Consider the following 16,719-nt stretch of genomic DNA (forward strand, 5'->3'; position numbering starts at 1 on the left):
GGGCACCGAGAAGCCCAACAACAGCGGAGGCCGAGCATGGCCATCGACCTCGACGACGACATCGTGCAGGACTTCCTGGTCGAGTCTCGGGAGATCCTCGACCGGCTGGGCGAGCAGCTGGTGGATCTGGAGCAGCACGGCGAGGACCAGGATCTGCTCAATTCGGTCTTCCGCGGCTTCCACACCATCAAGGGGGGCGCCGGGTTCCTCGGGCTCGATCCGCTGGTTGAGGTCTGCCACCGCACCGAGGACGTCTTCAACCTGCTGCGCAATGGCGAGAAGCAGGTCTCGCCGGAGCTGATGGACACCGTCCTGCGCGCGCTCGATGTGGTGGTCGCGCAGTTCGGGCAGATCGAGAACGGCAGCGACCCGGAACCGGCCTCGGCGGAGCTGCTCCAGGAGCTCGACCGGCTCAAGCAGGCGGATGCCGGTGCGCCGCCGGCCGCCGCCGCAGGGGCAGCGCAGGAGCAGCAGCCGGCCTCCCAGCAAGAGCAGACCGGCGACGACAGCGACGCCGAGTTCGATGAGCTGCTCACCGCCCTGGACGACGGCGACGAGGCCGCCACCTCCGGAGGCGGCGACGAGATCACCGACGCTGAGTTCGAGCAGCTGCTCGACGAGCTCCACGGCAAAGGTCAGCACCAGGGCAAGCCGGTGGCCGAGGATCCGGCCGCGGAGGCCGCCGAACCGGCCTCGGGCGGCGGGGACGACGAGATCACCGAGGAGGAGTTCGAGCAGCTGCTCGACAGCCTCTACGGCCCCGGAGCAGCGCCCGGCAAGGACGCGTCGCCGCCGGCGGTCGAAGGCGCGGGCGACGATGCGCAAAGCGCTTCGGCGCCGCCCCCACCCGGCGCGGCCGCGGCTGGCGAGCCGCAGGCGGCCGACGCGCCGGCGGCCCCCCGGGAGCCCGAGCCGGCCGCTGCGGCGGAGTCGACCCCGGCGACGCCGCAGGCCGATGCCCCCGCCCGCAAGCCGGCCGCCGGCGGCGGCCAGGGTGGTGGGGGCGGTGGCGGTGCCGGTGCCGACAAGGGTGGCACGGGTGCCGATGCCGGGGGTGGCGGCAACAAGGTCGAGGCCTCGGTGCGGGTGGATACCGCCAAGCTCGACGAGATCATGAACCTCGTCGGCGAGCTGGTGCTGGTGCGCAACCGCCTCTCCAACCTGCGCAACGAGCTCGACGACGATCGCCTCGGCCAGGCGGTCAGCGATCTGGAGCTGGTCACCTCCGACCTGCAGTCTTCGGTGATGAAGACGCGCATGCAGCCGATCAAGAAGGTCTTCGGCCGTTTCCCCCGGGTGATCCGCGACCTGGCCCGGCAGCTCGACAAGGAGGTCACGCTGGAGACCCACGGCGAGGACACCGACCTGGACAAGAACATGGTCGAGGCCCTGGCCGACCCCATGGTCCACCTGGTGCGCAACGCCGTGGATCACGGCGTGGAGTACCCGGATGAGCGCGAGGCCGCCGGCAAGCCCCGCCAGGGCACGGTGACCCTGTCCGCCGAGCAGGAGGGGGATCACATCCTGCTGACCATCGCCGACGACGGGCGCGGGATGGACCCGGACAAGCTGCGCGGCCTGGCGGTGAAAAAGGGCATGATGGACGAGGAGTCGGCCTCGCGGCTCGATGACAAGGAGGCGTACAGCCTGATCTTCCACGCCGGGTTCTCGAGCAAGGAGGAGATCTCCGACGTCTCCGGCCGCGGCGTGGGCATGGACGTGGTCAAGAACAGTCTCTCGCGGCTCAACGGCACCGTGGACATCGACTCCGAGCTGGGCCGTGGCACGGTCATGCGCATCCAGCTGCCGCTCACCCTGGCTATCCTGCCGACGCTGATGGTCAAGGTCTCCGGGCGCAAGTTCGCCCTGCCCATGTCCGTGGTGCGCGAGATCTTCGAACTCCAGGACGTGCGCACCAACGTGGTCAACAACCGCCTGGTGGCCATCGTCCGCGACAAGGCCATGCCGCTGTTCTTCCTGGAGCGCTGGCTCAGCCAGGCCGGTGAGCCGGTGCTCACCACCAAGCGCGAGATGGCCAACGGCGAGGAGGCCGAGGACGAGCGGCAGGTCATCACGGTCATCGTCGGCAACCAGGCCGTCGGCTTTGTCGTCGACGAGGTCATCGGTCTCGAGGAGGTGGTCATCAAGCCCCTGGGCGCGCTGCTCCACGGCCTGCCGGGGCTGGCCGGCTCGACCATCACCGGCGACGGGCAGATCGCCCTGATCGTCGACATCCCGAGCCTGATCAAGGCCTACGGCAAGCGGCTGTAGGCCGCCCGGGCGCGGGGCGCGCGTCGCTCGTAGAGGAGGACTGGGTGAGCATTCGGGTTCTGGTGGTCGACGATTCCGGCTTCTTCCGCCGGCGCATCCGCGCCATGGTCGAGCAGGACCCGCGTCTCGAGGTCTGCGGCGAGGCTGGCGATGGACGCCAGGCCGTGTCCCTGGCCCAGCGCCTGTGTCCGGACGTCATCACCATGGACATCGAGATGCCCGAGCTCGACGGCATCTCGGCGGTCCGCGAGATCATGCAGCGCCGGCCCACCCCGGTCCTGATGTTCTCCTCGCTCACCCACGAGGGCGCACGGGCCACCATCGAGGCGCTGGAGGCCGGCGCCGCCGATTTCATCCCCAAGCGTTTCGCCGACCTCTCCGGGGATATGGAAGCGGTCCAGCGGCAGCTCTGCGAGCGGCTGGTGGAGCTTGGCGGCGGTCGCCGCGGCGGCGGTTCCCGGGGCGGGCAGGCGGCCGCCTCCCAGGCCCGCTCCCCCGCCCCGACACCCCCTCCGGCTGGCGGTGAGGCCGACCGACCCCGGCGCACCCCTGCCTCGACGGCGCCGTCGACCCGGCGGAGGACGGGCGGCGAGCTCGCGCCCGAGTCCCCGGCCGAGGCCCCGACCCCGGCAGCCGAGCCTGCCACTGCCCCCGCGGCAGGCCCCCGGCGGGGCGCGCGCGGCGCTCCGCGCCTGGCCGACCTGCAGGCGGTGGTCATCGGCTGCTCCACCGGCGGTCCGGTGGCCCTGCAGCGGGTGCTGACGCGGCTGCCAGCGAGCTTCCCGGTACCCGTGCTGGTGATCCAGCATATGCCGGCCTCCTTCACGCCGGCCTTCGCCGAGCGTCTCAACGAGCTCTGCCAGGTGCGCGTGCGTGAGGCGGCCGATGACGACATGCTGCGCCCGGGCGAGGTCCTGCTCGCTCCCGGAGGCCGGCATCTGGGGGTGCGCGGGCGTAGCGGCGCACTCAGCGTCTACACCTACGAGGGGCAGAGTGACCACCACTACAAGCCGAGTGTCGACATCGCCTTCAGCGAGCTGGCCCGGCTGGCCCCGGGCGGGGTGCTGGGCATCGTGCTCACCGGCATGGGCTCCGACGGGGCCAAAGGGGCCCGGCTGCTCAAGGATAACGGCTGCTGGGTGTGGAGCCAGGACGAGGCGAGCAGCGTCATCTACGGCATGCCTGCGGCGGTGACCCGGGCCGGGCTCACCGACCAGGTGCTGCCCCTGGACCGGATCGGAGACGAACTCGCCCGCCTCCGCTAGCGGGCAGGATCGCAGGCCTATGCGCATCTGGACCGTGGCCAATCAGAAGGGCGGCGTCGGCAAGACCACCGTCGTCACCAGCCTGGCCGGGCTGCTCGCCCAGCGCGGCAGCTCGGTGCTGGTGGTCGACCTCGATCCCCACGGCTCGCTGACCAGCTACTTCGGCTACGACCCGGAGGAGGTCGAGCCGAACCTCTACGAGCTCTTCCGCCACCAGGGGCGGGGTGTCGACCCCGAGGCGATGAGTGTGCCCACCGCGGTGCAGGGGCTGCACCTGCTGCCGGCGTCCACCTCTCTGGCGACCCTCGACCGGCAGCTGGGCAGCCGCAAGGGGATGGGGCTGGTCATCCGCCGCGGCCTGAGCACCATGGCCCACCGCTTCGACTACACCCTGCTCGATTGCCCGCCGATGCTCGGCGTGCTGATGGTCAACGCCCTGGCCGCCTGTGAGCGGCTGATCGTGCCGGTGCAGACTGAGTTCCTGGCTCTCAAGGGGCTGGAGCGGATGGTCCATACCCTGGAGATGATCGAGCGCTCGCGGCCCCGTGCCCTGCCGTACACCATCGTCCCGACGCTCTATGACCGGCGGACCCGGGCCGCGACTCGGGCCCTGGAGGAACTGCAGCAGCGCCACGGCGAGCGGGTCTGGCCCGGTGCCATCCCGGTGGATACCCAGTTCCGCGAGGCCAGCCGCGAAGGCCTGCCGCTGACCGTGATGCAGCCCTGGTGCCGCGGCAGCCTGGCCTTTCGTAAGCTGCTCGATCACTTGACCCGCGGCGAGCGCGAGCGTGACAACGAGGTGGCCGGCCATGTCTGAGGAGGATCCGGGCAAGGGGCTTCCCGATCACCAGCGCGCCCTGGGGGAGTACCTCCAGGCCCTGCTCGACGACGTCGAGGACTACACTCCGGAGGCGGAGGTGGAAGCACCGGCATCCGATGCCCCGCAGGCGGAGCCGGCACCGGCCCCGCGGGCGCCGGATGCGGAGCCTGCGTCGGGGTCGGCACCCACCGGGCCGCCGCCGGCTGCCGAGCGGCAGCCGGCCCGTACCCGGGAGACGCCGCCGAGCCGGGTGGCCGAGCGCCCGCGGATGCCGCAGGCGCCGCCGCCGTCGGTGGCCCCGCCGGAGACGGCCCCCGGCGAGCCCGAAGCGCACCCGCCGTCCGCCGAGACCGCAGCGCCGCCCCGGCCACGGGCCGGGGCTACGGGAGGCGGCCAGGAGCCGCCGACCGACCCCACCCCGGCGTGGGCGCGTCCCTTCTTCCAGGCGCTGACCCTGCACGTGGGCGCGCTTCGCCTGGCGGTGCCCCTGGTCAAGCTCCACCGGGTGGTGCCGTGGGAGGATCCCGACGAGGTCGAGCCCACCGTGGGGCAGCCGGGGTGGATGCACGGGCTCCTCGACCACCGGGGGCGGTATGTTCAGGTCGTCGACACCGCCGAGCTGGTCCTGCCCGAGGACCGTCGTCCGCCGCTCGAGGAGCGCCGCGCCGGGAAGATCATCATCGTCGGCGACGGCAACTGGGGGCTGGCCTGCCGCGAGGTGGGCGCGGTGCTCAAGCTCACCCCGGATCAGGTGCAGTGGCGCTCGGCTCAGGGCCGGCGGCGCTGGCTGGCGGGTACGGTGCGCGAGCACCTCTGTGCGCTGGTGGATCCCGACGCCTTCGCCGACATGCTCGAGCAGGAGGGCGGCGTCGGGGGCACCCTGGCATCCCCTGCCGCCGGGGGGCAGAATGGCCCCGCCGGCTCCCGTTAAACCCGTAGCGAGGGGAATACATGGCTTACGAACAGGCACAGTACGATGAGGATGCCGAGCTCGCCGAGGGGCCGACCTCCCAGTGGGTGACCTTCAAGCTCGGCAATGAGCACTACGGTATCAACGTGATGCAGGTCCAGGAGGTCCTGCCGTTGTCCGAGATCGCGCCGGTCCCCGGCGCGCCGGAATTCGTGCTGGGCATCATCAACCTGCGCGGCAAGGTGGTGACGGTGATCGACACCCGGCTGCGCTTCGGGATGCAGTCGCGGGAACCCGACAAGCAGAGCCGGATCATCGTCATGGAGGTGGCGGAGAACGTCGCCGGGATCCTGGTGGATAGCGTCGATGAGGTGGCCAGCGTCCGCGAGGCGCAGATCGATACGGCGCCAAACGTGGGCAACGAGGAGTCGTCGCGCTACATCTACGGGGTGGTCAGCCGCGAGGATGGGCTGCTGATCCTGGTCGACGCCAACAAGCTCCTGACCGAGGACGAGTGGCAGGAGGTCGCCGCCCTCTGATCCGCGAGCAGTCCGCCGGGCCGCGGTCACCCCGCCCGCCGGCGGGTTTGGTGAGGTTGGAGACGGAAGCTGCCGCGTTGTGGGGCCTGCCGCCGCGCGGATGTGCGCGCCCCGCCTGCGGCGGGGTCCCCTGCGCTGCTCGCCCCGCCGGGGCCGCTCGCTCAACTCGCGGCGCTAACGCGCCGCTCGGACAAGACCTCGCTGATGAGCGCGAACCGGTAAAGGTTCGCGCTCACCCCCCGTCGGGGCTGCGCGGCTCGGCGCGCCCAAATGCGCGGCGGCAGGCCCCACAAAGCGGCAGCCCTGCACATCGCCCGAGGCCCGCCGGCGGGCGGGGTGGCCGCGGGCGCGCTACGACTCGCGCCGGACCGAGGGCGGGCGCTCCGGCTGGATCTCCGCCGTCTTCACCCGATTGCCCTGGGTCTGCACGATGGTCACCGGATAACCGTCGATCAGCAGGCTCGTGCCCGCCTCGGGGATGGTCTCCAGCCGCTCGAGGATCAACCCGTTCAGGGTCTTCGGCCCGCTGGTCGACAGCTCCCAGCCCAGCACCCGATTCAGCTCCCGGATCGTCGCGCTGCCCTCGACCAGATAGGTTCCATCCTCCTGCCGGGTGATCGAGCGGGTCAGCGTGCCCGGATCCGTCGTGAATTCGCCGACGATCTCCTCGAGGATATCGTCCAGGGCCGCCAGGCCCAGGATCTCGCCGTACTCGTCCACCACCAGCCCGACGCGCTCGCGCTGGCGCTGGAACTTCAACAGCTGGGTGTGCAGCCCGGTGCCCTCCGGGATGAAGAACGGCTCGTGCAGCCGGGCCTGGAGGTCCTCCGGCGTGAAGCTGCCGCGGACCAGGTCGCCGACGATCCGGCGCACATGCACGAACCCCAGGACGTGGTCCACCGTGCCGCGGTAGACGGGCATGCGGGTGTACTGGCTGTTGGTCAGCCGTTCCAGGGTCTCCGGCCACGGATCGTCGAGGTCGATGCCGACGATCTCCGTGCGCGGGATCATGATGTCCTCCACCGTCGCTTCCTCCAGGTCGAGGATGCTCACCAGCATGTGCCGGTGGCGGCGGGGGATCATGTTGCCGGCCTCGTTGACGACGGTGCGCAGCTCCTCCTGGCTGAGCTCGGCGGCGCTGACGTCCTCGACCCGCACACGGACGATGCTCAGTAGGGCGTTCGCCGCCGCATTGACTAGCCAGACCAGGGGGTAGAGCAGGCGCAGGAGCAGCCACAGCACGTAGCTGGCCGGGAAGGCCACGCGCTCTGGATGGACGGCGGCGAGCGTCTTGGGTGCCACCTCGGCGAAGATCAGGATCACCAGCGTCAGCAGGCCGGCGCCCACGGCGATGGCGCTCTCGCCGTGCAGGCGCAGGGCGATCAGCGTCGCCAGGGAGGAGGCGGCGATGTTGACGAAGTTGTTGCCGAGCAGGATCACCCCGAGGACCCGGTCCGGTCGCTGCAGGAGCCGCTCGGCGATGCGTGCACCGCGATGGCCCTGCTTGGCCAGGTGACGCATGCGGTAGCGGTTGAGCGACATGAGCGCCGTCTCCGAGCCCGAAAAGCAGCCGGAGAGGACGATCAGGCCGCCGAGGGCGGCGAAGAGCAGGCTGACGGGAATCGCTTCCAACGGGGGTCCGGGGCCTCGGTGGCTTCAGGTGCGGATGCGTCGGGCGACCGCTGGTTCGGCGCAGAGTCCGGCCAGATCGTCGCCATCCGGGCGCTGCGGGCGGTCGCGGTCGCGGTCGACGATGCAGAGAAAGCCCAGCGGCTCGTCGCCGCCGGTGGCGTGGATCTGGTGCCAGGCCCGCGGGGCGATGTAGACGCAATCCAGCGGGGTGACGACCTCGACCCGGTTGTCGAGGACCACCTCGGCGCGGCCGCGCACCACGATGACCACATGGGTGTGCTCGTGGCGCTCGAGCGTCGTGTAGCCGCCGGGCTCCACCTCGAAGTAGCGGGTCTCGAAGGCCGGAGCCTCCTGCCCGGACGGACGGCCGACCAGGGTCTGGCGGCGGGCACCACTGAAGTGGGTGCCCTCCGCCTTGTAGGCCTCTTCCTCGATGCCCTCCCAGCGGTAGCCCTGCTCGCGCAGGACGCGGGAGGCGTCGTGCTCCTCGTCGGTCATGCCGCTAACGGCCCTCCACCACGTCCTGCAGCCGGCGCGCCGCGGCGACCCGGTCGCCCTGGGCGTAGAGGCTGCCGCCGATCAGCAGCACGACGTCCGGGCCGTAGCGCTCGGCCCAGTACGGCGCCCGCTCGGCGTCGACCCCGCCGCCCGGGGTGGGCAGGGCGGGGCGGATGTCGCCCAGTGGCCGGCGCAGGCGGTCGTTGATGCGGTCACACAGGGCCTGATCGTAGGTCGGGAAGCGCCCTTCGGCGTTGGTGTAGACGACCATATCGGCGCCAAAGAGCCGGGTGATCTCGCCGAGCAGCAGGGCGGGGTCGATGCCGTGCTCGGCGCCGGCCACGGCCCCGGCGAAGGCCGGGTGGGCCATCAGCGCCATGTCGTAGCGCTCCCGGGCCCAGATCAGTGCGTCGAGGCCGGTCAGGAAGGGGCAGATGAGCACCGCCTTGCAGCCGGCCTCCTGGGCGGCGTCCAGGCGCTTGTCCAGCTCCCAGCGCGGCCCGGTGACGTTGGGCAGGTAGAGCGAGCGGCCGCCGGTCTCGGCGTTGACCTCATTGACGGCCTGCTGGCACGCCTGCACCCGGTCGACGAAGCGCGAGGTGTCCTGATCGCAAAGGCCGTGGTCGTCCTTGATCAGGTCGATGCCGCCGCGGGCGAAGTCGGCGCAGAAGCCGGCCAGCGTGGCGGTATCCAGCCCCAGGGGCTTGAGCGCCGTGGAGCTCATCGGCCGCTCGGCGATGCCGAGCATCTCGCGCACGCCGGTGGTGCCGTAGCGCGGGCCGCCCAGGGCCTGCAGCAGGTTGGGCGTCCACTCGACGTCGGCCAGGCGGATTCCGCTCTTGAGCGAGATGTTGCCGAACAGGTTGTTGATCAGCTGCGTCGGCTCGAGACCGGTGATCGCCTCCGGGAAGTCCAGGACCAGGCGGTGGCGACCGTCGTCGAGGGCCGTCAGCTCCTGGATCGTCGGCACCACGTCGTCGTAGACGTGCGCCGGGATGCAGCGCGAGGGCAGCTCGGCGCTCTGCTCCAGGGCGATGCCCTTGGCCTTGTCATGGGGGTCTTCGCCGGGGCGGCAGGTCAGGTGGTAGGTGACGCGCAGGGTTTCGGCAGACAAGGTGGTTCCTCTCCGGTTCGGTCAGTTCTGGTTGGCGTTCGGGGGCGCGATGAGTTCGGCCACGCGGAGCAGGTCGCCGCCCTCGTCGAGGGCGCAGGTGACCGCGCTCTCGGCCGCCTCGAGCAGCAGATCGCGGTTGCTGCCGTGGTCCGGGTAGGCGGCGACTCCGGCGGAGACAGTCACCGGGCCGAGGGGGCGACCGCGCTGGTGGATGCGCAGCTCGGCCAGCTCCTCCCGGACCGCCTCGGCGCGCATGGCGCCGTTGTCCAGGCTGGCGTCGGGCAGCAGGATCCCGAAGCCGTTGTCACCAGCCCGGCAGCAGACGTCCGAGCCGCGGAAGGCGTGGTGTACGGCATCGGCCATCACCTGCAGCAGTCGGTCGGCGGTCTCGCTGCCGTGCTCGGCGGCGAAGGCCTCGAGGGTGTCCACCTCCAGGCGGATCAGCACCAGCCCGGCGTTCACGCGGCGGGCGCGGTGGAGCTCACGCTCCAGGGTGTCCTCCAGGTAGCGCCGGTTGAACAGCCCGGTGAGCGGGTCGCGGACGTTGCGGTGGCGCACCCGGCGCTTGAGGACGTGCCCGGAGAGGCTGATCGCTGCGGCGGTGGCCAGGCTCCGCAGCAGCTCCTGCTCGGCCTCGGATTCGATCTCCGGGCACGGGATGCGCAGCTCGGCGACGGTCAGGCCGTGGGCCTGCAGGGGCAGGCGCAGCTCATCGGTGGGGCCGCGCGGCAGCGTCGTGCGCAGGGAGCGCTCCTGGGGCGGAAGCACGACGCCGGCCTGCCAGCCGCCGCTGTGGTACCAGCCCTCGCGGTCGAGGGCGAGCTGCCAGAGCTCGCCGGAACTGCGCGGCAGCAGCCGGGCCGCGGTCTCGCAGAGGGTCTGCACGACCTCCTCCTGCCCGTGGCTCTCGGCCAGGGCGGTGAGATACCCTCCCAGGGCGGCGACGGTGTCGGCTTGCGCGTGCGCTGCGTGCTGTGCGCTCATGGCCCTCGGTACCCAGTCGGCGTTCAGACGGTTACCTTAAACCAACACCCCGCATACCAGCCAGTTGGAGTCACGACAGGAGGCGCCATGGCGCTGCTGACCACCGATCTCTGTGATGCCCACGCCGATGACCCGGGCGTGCAGCTGCGCGTGATGAACCCGATGCTCATCGGCTACGGCGGGCGCACCCGCTTCGGCGGCCGGGTGACCACGCTCAAGCTCTTCGAGGACAACGTCCGCGTCCGTGAGCTGCTCAGCGAGCCCGGCGACGGCGGCGTGCTGGTGGTCGACGGCGGCGGCTCCATGCGGTGCGCCCTGCTTGGCGACCGGCTGGCGGCGCTGGGGCGGGATAACGGCTGGTCCGGGGCGGTCATCTACGGCTGTGTGCGCGACAGCGCCGAGCTGGCGCAGATCGACTTCGGCGTCCAGGCGCTCAATACCCACCCGCTCAAGAGCCAGAAGAAGGGCCTGGGCGAGCGGGATGTCTCGGTGACCTTCGCCGGGGCCACGATCCAGTCGGGCGACTGGCTCTACGCCGACGAGGACGGGGTCATCGTGGCGACGCGCGAGTTGACCCTGTAGGGGCCCGGTAGCCGGGCAGCGAGTGATTCGGCAAGGGGGCAGCGGGCATGAGTGATCGTTCGGCATCGGTGCGTCTCGATCGCTGGCTGTGGGCGGCGCGCTTCTTCAAGACCCGCCGGCTGGCCGTCGAGGCGGTGCAGGGGGGCAAGGTCGATGTGGACGGCGCCCGGGCCAAGCCGAGCCGGGCGGTGCGCCCCGGGGACCGGCTGACCATCACGAAGGCGCAGCAGCGTTTCGAGGTGGTCGTCCGCGATGTGGCCGAGGAACGCGGGCCGGCCCGGGTGGCGGAGACCCTCTACGAGGAGACCGAGGCCAGCCGCGAGCGGCGTCAGCGGCAGGCTGAGCAGCGCCGCGCGGCTGCGGCGTCCATGCCACGGCCCAGCCACCGCCCTGACCGGCGCGAGCGCCGGCGCCTGTCGGCATTCAAGAAGGGGAGCTAGCTGAAGTCCCGCGAACGGACGTCCAGCTCGCCGATCAGGGCCGAGAGATCCTCCAGGCGGCCGGCGATCAGGTGGCCGACGCCGTGCCGGTACTGCCACGTACCGGCCACCCCCAGCAGCCGGGCCTCGAGCAGGGGGCGGTGCTGCGCCTCGGCGGTGGCGCGGCGCACCACCAGGTTGATCCGGCCGGTCTCGTCCTCCAGCGTGACGAAGGTGATCCCTCCGGCCGATCCGGGGCGCTGGCGGTTGATGACCAGACCCGCGGCCCGCACCGGGCGGCCGTCCTTCGCATCGGCCAACTCGGCGGCGCTGCGGTAGCGCCGATCGCGCAGCTGTCGGCGGAGGAAGGCGACCGGGTGGCGGCGCAGGCTGAAGCCGGTGCTGGCGTAGTCGGCGAGGACCGCCTGGGACTCCCGGGCCGGTGCGAAGCTTGGCCGGTCGGTCTCGGCCGGCGGGGAGGGCAGCAAGGCGGTGCCCGCGTCGGCGCCCAGGGCCGCCCAGCTGGCCGCCCGGCGGTGCCCGGCGATGCCGCGCAGGGCATCGGCGCGGGCCAGGGCGCGGATATCGGCCCGCGACAGGCGGGCGCGGCGCTTGAGGTCGTTGACCCCGGTGAAGGGCGCCTGGCGGCGCGCGGCGGCCAGCCGCTCGGCGCCGGCGGTGGACAGCCCGCGGACCTGGTTCAGCCCGAGTCGCAGCGCCGGCTGCGTATCGCCGGTGGACCGGGTGGGCTCGAGGGTACAGGTCGGCTCGCTGAAGCGTACGTCCACCGGGTGGATCGTCACGTCGTGCTCCCGGGCATCGCGGATGATCTGCGCCGGGGCGTAGAAACCCATGGGCTGGCTGTTGAGCAGGGCGGCGGCAAAGGCCGCCGGCTCATGGCACTTGAGCCACGCCGAGGCGTAGACCAGCAGCGCGAAGCTCGCGGCGTGGGACTCCGGGAAGCCGTACTCGCCGAAACCCTCGATCTGCTGATAGAGCCGCTCGGCGTAAGCGTCGGCGTAGCCGCGCTCGCGCATCCCCTCGATGAGCCGCTCGCGCAGCGGTGCCAGCCCGCCCTTCTTGCGCCAGGCGGCCATGGAGCGACGCAGCCGGTCGGCCTCGTCCGGGGTGAATCCCGCGGCCACCACCGCCAGCTCCATGGCCTGCTCCTGGAAGATCGGCACCCCGAGGGTGCGTTCCAGGACCCCGCGCACCTCCTCCGAGGGGTAGTCCACCGGCTCGCTGCCCTCGCGCCGGCGCAGGTAGGGGTGGACCATGTCGCCCTGGATGGGGCCGGGGCGGACGATGGAGATCTCGATGACCAGGTCGTAGAAGCAGCGCGGGCGCATCCGCGGCAGCATCGCCATCTGCGCCCGCGACTCGATCTGGAACACCCCCAGGGTGTCGGCGCGGCGGATCATGGCGTAGGTGGCCGGGTCCGCCGGGGGTAGGGTGGCCAGGGTCCAGGCGTGGCCGCGCCAATGGCGGATGAGTTCGAAGGCGCGGCGGATCACGCTGAGCATCCCCAGAGCGAGGACGTCCACCTTGAGCAGGCCGAGCGCCTCCAGGTCGTCCTTGTCCCACTGGATCACCGTGCGCCCGTCCATGGCGGCCGGCTCGATCGGCACCAGCTCGGTGACCGGGCCGCGGGCGATCACGAAGCCGCCGACGTGCTGCGACAGGTGCCGCGGAAAGCCGAGGAGTTCGCTGGCGAGCACATGCAGTCGGTGCGCGGTGGGCCCCTCCGGGTCTAGACCGGCACGGCGCAGCTGCTCGTCGCCGGCCGCCGAGCGGTCCCACGGCTGCAGCCCCTTGGCCAGGCGTTCGACGGTCTCCCGCGCCAGCCCCAGGGCCTTGGCCACGTCGCGCACCGCTGAGCGGGGCCGGTAGGCGATCACCGTGGCCGCCAGGGCGGCGCGGTGCCGGCCGTAGCGCTGGTAGATGTACTGGATGACCTCTTCGCGCCGGTGGTGCTCGAAGTCCACGTCGATATCCGGTGGTTCGCCGCGTTCGCGTGAGACGAAGCGCTCGAAGAGCACCGACTGGTGGGCCGGGTCCACCTCGGTGATGCCGAGGCAGAAGCAGACGACGGAGTTGGCCGCCGAGCCGCGGCCCTGGCAGAGGATGCCGCGCCCGCGGGCGAAGGCGACGAGATCGTGGACGGTCAGGAAGTAGTGCTCGTAGCCGAGTTCGGCGATGATTGCCAGCTCGCGCTCGTAGCTGGCCCGTACCCGCGGCGGCACCCCGTCGGGGTAGCGCCGGTGGGCCCCGGCCTCGACCAGGTGGTGCAGATGCGCTGCCGGGCTCGTGCCTTCGGGGACGACCTCCTCGGGGTACTCGTAGCGCAGCTCGTCCAGCGAGAAGGAGCAGCGCGCTGCCACCGCCGTGCTTTGTGCCAGCAGGTGGTGCGGGTAGCGCCGGGCCAGGGCGGCGCGCGGGCGCAGGTGGTGCTCGCCGTTGCTGGCCAGATGGGGGGTGACCTCGGCCACCGGGCGGCCGTGGCGGATGGCGGTCAGGGTGTCGTGCAGGGCGCGACGGCCCCGGGTGTGCATCTCGGCACCGGTGGCGGCCACCGCCGGCAGGCCGACGGCGGCGGCGCGGGCCTCCAGCTGCCGGCAGCGGGCGTCGTCGTCGGGGCCGCCGAGCAGCTCCACCGCCAGGTAGCCGCGTCCGGCAAAGCGTCGTGCGAACCAGTGCGCCTGGGCCTCGGCGTCGGCGGTCTCCTGCAGGGGCGGATCCGGCACGAGCAACCCGATGCACTCCGGCGCGGCGGTATCCAGATCCTCACGCGTGGCGTGGTAACGCCCTTTGGCGGCGCGGCTGCGGGCCAGGCTGATCAGGGCGCAGAGCTGTCCGTACGCCCGGCGGGTGGGGGCGAGAAGGACGACGCGCGGCCCGTCGGCCAGGTGCAGCTCGGTTCCGACGATCAGGTGCAGGCCGCGTTGCCGGGCGGCCTGCCAAGCGCGTACCGCCCCGGCCACCGAGCATTCGTCGGTGAGGGCCAGGGCGCGGTATCCCAGCTGCGCGGCCCGGGTAATGAGTTCCTCGGGTTGCGAGGCGCCGCGCCGGAAGGTGAAGGCGCTCAGGCAGTGGAGCTCCGCATACGCCGGGATGGTGTCGTTGTATACACTGTTCATGGCAACAGTAGGCTGCCTCCTTGCCCGCCGAAAGGCAAGGGGGGCAGCTCAGCGCCAGACGATGGGGAAGCGGCCGCTGGTGGCGTGGCGGAAGGCGTCGCTGCTGCGCTGGATGGCCACAACGGTGACCGCCGGGCAGAGGACGATCAGCATCAGGCCGAGCAGTCCTGCCGGCGGGTAGAGCAGGGAGATCGCCAGTACCGGGATCAGCATGATCACCAGGAACCACTCCAGGCTGGCGATGCGCTGGAGCATCCGCCGGGCGATGGGGCGGCCCTCGCGGATCCGTCCGTCGCTGCGCAGCAGGACCACCGGCGGCCACAGCCAGGTGGCCGAGATGGTGAGCATGGCCGTGTGCAGCACCAGCCCCGAGGCGATCTCCAGCGCCGGCGCCGTGGTCCACGGGGCGGCGGCGCGCAGGCCGGCGTACTCGGCCACCGGGTCGCGCACGGCGTCACCGAGTAGGGCGACGACGGCGGCGACGAGCAGCGCCCCGGGGATCAGCCACAGCGCCTGCACCGCCCACAGCCGCATCAGGCGCCACAACCCGGACAGGTAGTGGGTCCTGGGCAGACCGTTTTGGGCCGCGGCAAGCAGCGTGCCCAGGGCAATGACCCCGGCGACGGCGACCCCGGTCAGCCAGGCGGTCAGCGCCAGGCGCAGCGGGAAGTCGAGCTCGCGGAGCTCGGCGTAGGCGTAGCCCGCTCCCTGGAGGGCAAGCAGGGTCGCGGCGATCAGGGGCAGGGTGACGACGAGCAGGCCGCGCAGCAGCAGGAGGGTGGCGTCGCGCAGCGTGGCGAGGATCAGATTGATCATCGGGGTACCGACTTCCGTGGACGCTTTAGTCTAACATCCCGCTGCGGCGCCACAGTTTCGGCGACAGGAGTGCTGAATGCAGGGCATGCAGGTCTTCACGTTCCTGGGCGGCATCGGCCTGTTCCTGCTGGGCATGCGGCTGATGAGCGACGGCCTGCGCGCGGCGGCCGGCGGTGCGCTGCGCGATATCCTGGCCGCCTCCACGCGGTCGCGGCTGCGCGGGCTGCTCTCGGGGGTACTGATCACCGCCGCGGTACAGTCCTCGAGCGCAGTGATCTTCGCCACGGTGGGCTTCGTGAACGCCGGGCTGCTGACCCTGACGCAGGCCATCGGGGTGATCTATGGCGCCAGCCTTGGGACCACGCTGACCAGTTGGATCGTCGCGGTGGTCGGCTTCAACGTCGACCTCCAGGCGCTGGCGCTGCCGGCCATCGGTCTCGGCGTGGGATTGCGGGTGGTCGCCGGCTCCGGGCGCCGTCAGGCGCTCGGCGATGCCATCGCCGGGTTCGGATTGTTCTTCCTGGGGCTGGATATCCTGCGCGGGACCTTCGCGGATGTGGGCGATCCGGGCATGCTCGCCGCCCTGGCCGGCCACGGGGTGTTGAGCCTGGTGCTGTTCGTCGGGATCGGCATGGTGCTGACCACGCTCACGCAGTCGTCCTCGGCGGCGCTGGCCATCACCCTGACCGCCGCTGCCGGCGGGCTGGTGCCCGAGCAGGCTGCGGCCGCCACGGTGATCGGCGCGGCGGTGGGGACCACCTCCACGGCGGTGTTCGCCACGCTGGGCGCCACCGCCAACGCCCAGCGCACTGCCTCGGCTCAGGTGATCTTCAACGCGGTGGCCGGTCTTGCGGCGCTGGTTGCCCTGGTGCCGCTGCTTGAGCTGGCCCACCACATCGTCGCCTGGCTGGGCCTGGAAGCGCACAAGGCGGTGGTGCTGGCCGTCTTCCATACCCTGATGATGCTCCTCGGGCTGGCCCTGATGTGGCCGGCCACGCCTCGCCTGGTGGCTTGGCTGGGGCGGCGCTTCCGCCGGGACGACCACACCCGGCCGCGCTATCTGGACGACAACGTGCTGACCACCCCCGCGCTGGCCCTCGACGCCGCCCGCCTGGAGGCCGAGCGCACCGGCGCCATGGCCCGCGCCATGGTCACGGCGGCGATCAGTGGGGGCGGGGCGGGGCAGCGCAGATGGCTCGAGGCCGAGCACCAGAAGCTGCAGCAGCTGGCGCTGACCATCAACGAGTTCGCCAACCGGATCGAGCGCAGCCACGGCGATCCGGCCATCGGCTCCAGCCTGGCCCACCTGCTGCGGGTGACGCAGTACCAGCAGAACATGGCCGAGCGCGCCGTGGCCTTGGCCCGGCTCGATGCCGACGGCGAGACCCGTATCGATGACCCGGAACTGGCCACTGCGGTGGACCGGCTGCTGGCCGAGGCGGTCCGCGGCATCGAGGCCACCGGCGCGGAGATCGATGCCTGGGACCGGCAGGCGGTGAAGACGACCCTGAAGGGCTTCGATCGCGAATACCAGCCGGTCAAGGAGCGGTTGCTGCGCGCCGGCGCCGCCGGGCAGCTACCGGTGCGGCGCATGGTGGCGGTGCTCGACCGCCTCTCGGCGGTCCGCCGGGCGCTGGATCAGGCCGCCAAGTCGGCCCGCTACCTGCGCAAGTTCCAGCACGCCGAGCGGGAGCTGGCGGATCCCGGGGAGCCCGGCGAGGGGTGAATGCTA

14 protein-coding genes are annotated in these 16,719 nt (G+C 71.8%); 8 read left to right on the forward strand and 6 right to left on the reverse strand.

Features of this window, described 5'->3' with window-relative positions:
- Nucleotides 1–36: 36 nt before the first annotated feature.
- Genes LRA98_RS05165 through LRA98_RS05185 form a run of 5 tightly spaced genes read left to right on the forward strand, consistent with a single transcriptional unit; the run spans nucleotide 37 to nucleotide 5,805 of the window.
- Nucleotides 37–2,271 carry a chemotaxis protein CheA gene (locus LRA98_RS05165; RefSeq protein WP_238633588.1) on the forward strand — a complete coding sequence of 745 codons (2,235 nt, stop codon included), beginning with the start codon at nucleotides 37–39 and terminating at the stop codon, nucleotides 2,269–2,271.
- Nucleotides 2,272–2,315: 44 nt separating this feature from the next.
- Nucleotides 2,316–3,536, forward strand: a complete 1,221-nt coding sequence (locus tag LRA98_RS05170; RefSeq protein WP_238633589.1) for a protein-glutamate methylesterase/protein-glutamine glutaminase — start codon at nucleotides 2,316–2,318, stop codon at nucleotides 3,534–3,536.
- 19 nt (nucleotides 3,537–3,555) lie between these two features.
- Nucleotides 3,556–4,353, forward strand: a complete 798-nt coding sequence (locus LRA98_RS05175; RefSeq protein WP_238633590.1) for a ParA family protein — start codon at nucleotides 3,556–3,558, stop codon at nucleotides 4,351–4,353.
- Entirely contained in the window at nucleotides 4,346–5,287 is a 942-nt protein-coding gene (locus tag LRA98_RS05180; RefSeq protein ID WP_238633591.1) for a chemotaxis protein CheW, read from the forward strand. Before LRA98_RS05175 ends, LRA98_RS05180 begins: the two co-directional genes overlap by 8 nt.
- 20 nt (nucleotides 5,288–5,307) lie before the next feature.
- On the forward strand, nucleotides 5,308–5,805 hold the full coding sequence (locus tag LRA98_RS05185; protein ID WP_201168447.1) for a chemotaxis protein CheW: 498 nt from the start codon (nucleotides 5,308–5,310) through the stop codon (nucleotides 5,803–5,805).
- A 351-nt stretch (nucleotides 5,806–6,156) separates the two neighbouring features.
- Here LRA98_RS05185 and LRA98_RS05190 read toward each other — a convergent pair whose 3' ends face one another.
- Genes LRA98_RS05190 through LRA98_RS05205 form a run of 4 tightly spaced genes read right to left on the reverse strand, consistent with a single transcriptional unit; the run spans nucleotide 6,157 to nucleotide 10,033 of the window.
- Nucleotides 6,157–7,437 carry an HlyC/CorC family transporter gene (locus LRA98_RS05190; RefSeq protein ID WP_238633592.1) on the reverse strand — a complete coding sequence of 427 codons (1,281 nt, stop codon included), beginning with the start codon at nucleotides 7,435–7,437 and terminating at the stop codon, nucleotides 6,157–6,159.
- A gap of 24 nt (nucleotides 7,438–7,461) precedes the next feature.
- Nucleotides 7,462–7,935 (reverse strand): cupin domain-containing protein, encoded by a 474-nt coding sequence (locus LRA98_RS05195; protein ID WP_238633593.1) that lies wholly within the window; start codon nucleotides 7,933–7,935, stop codon nucleotides 7,462–7,464.
- Nucleotides 7,936–7,939: 4 nt separating this feature from the next.
- A complete protein-coding gene (locus LRA98_RS05200) occupies nucleotides 7,940–9,049 on the reverse strand; it encodes a RuBisCO large subunit C-terminal-like domain-containing protein (protein ID WP_201168443.1) in 1,110 nt (369 codons plus the stop codon).
- Between the two features lie 21 nt (nucleotides 9,050–9,070).
- On the reverse strand, nucleotides 9,071–10,033 hold the full coding sequence (locus LRA98_RS05205; protein WP_201243140.1) for a GGDEF domain-containing protein: 963 nt from the start codon (nucleotides 10,031–10,033) through the stop codon (nucleotides 9,071–9,073).
- Between the two features lie 87 nt (nucleotides 10,034–10,120).
- Here LRA98_RS05205 and rraA point away from each other — a divergent pair, with 87 nt between their 5' ends.
- Nucleotides 10,121–10,615, forward strand: a complete 495-nt coding sequence (rraA, locus tag LRA98_RS05210) for a ribonuclease E activity regulator RraA (RefSeq protein WP_201168440.1) — start codon at nucleotides 10,121–10,123, stop codon at nucleotides 10,613–10,615.
- Between the two features lie 47 nt (nucleotides 10,616–10,662).
- Nucleotides 10,663–11,055 (forward strand): RNA-binding S4 domain-containing protein, encoded by a 393-nt coding sequence (locus tag LRA98_RS05215; protein ID WP_201168439.1) that lies wholly within the window; start codon nucleotides 10,663–10,665, stop codon nucleotides 11,053–11,055.
- Here the strand turns inward: LRA98_RS05215 and LRA98_RS05220 are convergent.
- Both LRA98_RS05220 and LRA98_RS05225 read right to left on the reverse strand, forming a co-directional pair.
- Nucleotides 11,052–14,171, reverse strand: coding sequence for an error-prone DNA polymerase (locus tag LRA98_RS05220; protein ID WP_238633594.1), 3,120 nt, complete (start codon nucleotides 14,169–14,171; stop codon nucleotides 11,052–11,054). The genes LRA98_RS05215 and LRA98_RS05220 overlap by 4 nt on opposite strands.
- Before the next feature lie 48 nt (nucleotides 14,172–14,219).
- Nucleotides 14,220–14,987, reverse strand: coding sequence for a hypothetical protein (locus tag LRA98_RS05225; RefSeq protein ID WP_201243022.1), 768 nt, complete (start codon nucleotides 14,985–14,987; stop codon nucleotides 14,220–14,222).
- Between the two features lie 76 nt (nucleotides 14,988–15,063).
- Here LRA98_RS05225 and LRA98_RS05230 point away from each other — a divergent pair, with 76 nt between their 5' ends.
- Entirely contained in the window at nucleotides 15,064–16,713 is a 1,650-nt protein-coding gene (locus LRA98_RS05230; RefSeq protein ID WP_201168436.1) for a Na/Pi cotransporter family protein, read from the forward strand.
- Nucleotides 16,714–16,719: the final 6 nt, after the last annotated feature.

The sequence above is a fragment of the Halorhodospira sp. M38 genome, from assembly GCF_022227985.1.
GTDB classification, from domain to species: Bacteria; Pseudomonadota; Gammaproteobacteria; order Nitrococcales; family Halorhodospiraceae; genus Halorhodospira; species Halorhodospira halophila_A.

Excerpts from the sequence above, each read along its gene's own strand:
- LRA98_RS05165 (WP_238633588.1), top strand. The coding sequence starts at position 37 with ATGGCCATCGACCTCGACGACGACATCGTGCAGGACTTCCTGGTCGAG.
- LRA98_RS05175 (WP_238633590.1), top strand. The coding sequence starts at position 3,556 with ATGCGCATCTGGACCGTGGCCAATCAGAAGGGCGGCGTCGGCAAGACC.
- LRA98_RS05180 (WP_238633591.1), top strand. The coding sequence starts at position 4,346 with ATGTCTGAGGAGGATCCGGGCAAGGGGCTTCCCGATCACCAGCGCGCC.
- LRA98_RS05185 (WP_201168447.1), top strand. The coding sequence starts at position 5,308 with ATGGCTTACGAACAGGCACAGTACGATGAGGATGCCGAGCTCGCCGAG.
- LRA98_RS05195 (WP_238633593.1), bottom strand. The coding sequence starts at position 7,935 with ATGACCGACGAGGAGCACGACGCCTCCCGCGTCCTGCGCGAGCAGGGC.
- LRA98_RS05205 (WP_201243140.1), bottom strand. The coding sequence starts at position 10,033 with ATGAGCGCACAGCACGCAGCGCACGCGCAAGCCGACACCGTCGCCGCC.
- rraA (WP_201168440.1), top strand. The coding sequence starts at position 10,121 with ATGGCGCTGCTGACCACCGATCTCTGTGATGCCCACGCCGATGACCCG.
- LRA98_RS05215 (WP_201168439.1), top strand. The coding sequence starts at position 10,663 with ATGAGTGATCGTTCGGCATCGGTGCGTCTCGATCGCTGGCTGTGGGCG.
- LRA98_RS05220 (WP_238633594.1), bottom strand. The coding sequence starts at position 14,171 with ATGAACAGTGTATACAACGACACCATCCCGGCGTATGCGGAGCTCCAC.
- LRA98_RS05225 (WP_201243022.1), bottom strand. The coding sequence starts at position 14,987 with ATGATCAATCTGATCCTCGCCACGCTGCGCGACGCCACCCTCCTGCTG.
- LRA98_RS05230 (WP_201168436.1), top strand. The coding sequence starts at position 15,064 with ATGCAGGGCATGCAGGTCTTCACGTTCCTGGGCGGCATCGGCCTGTTC.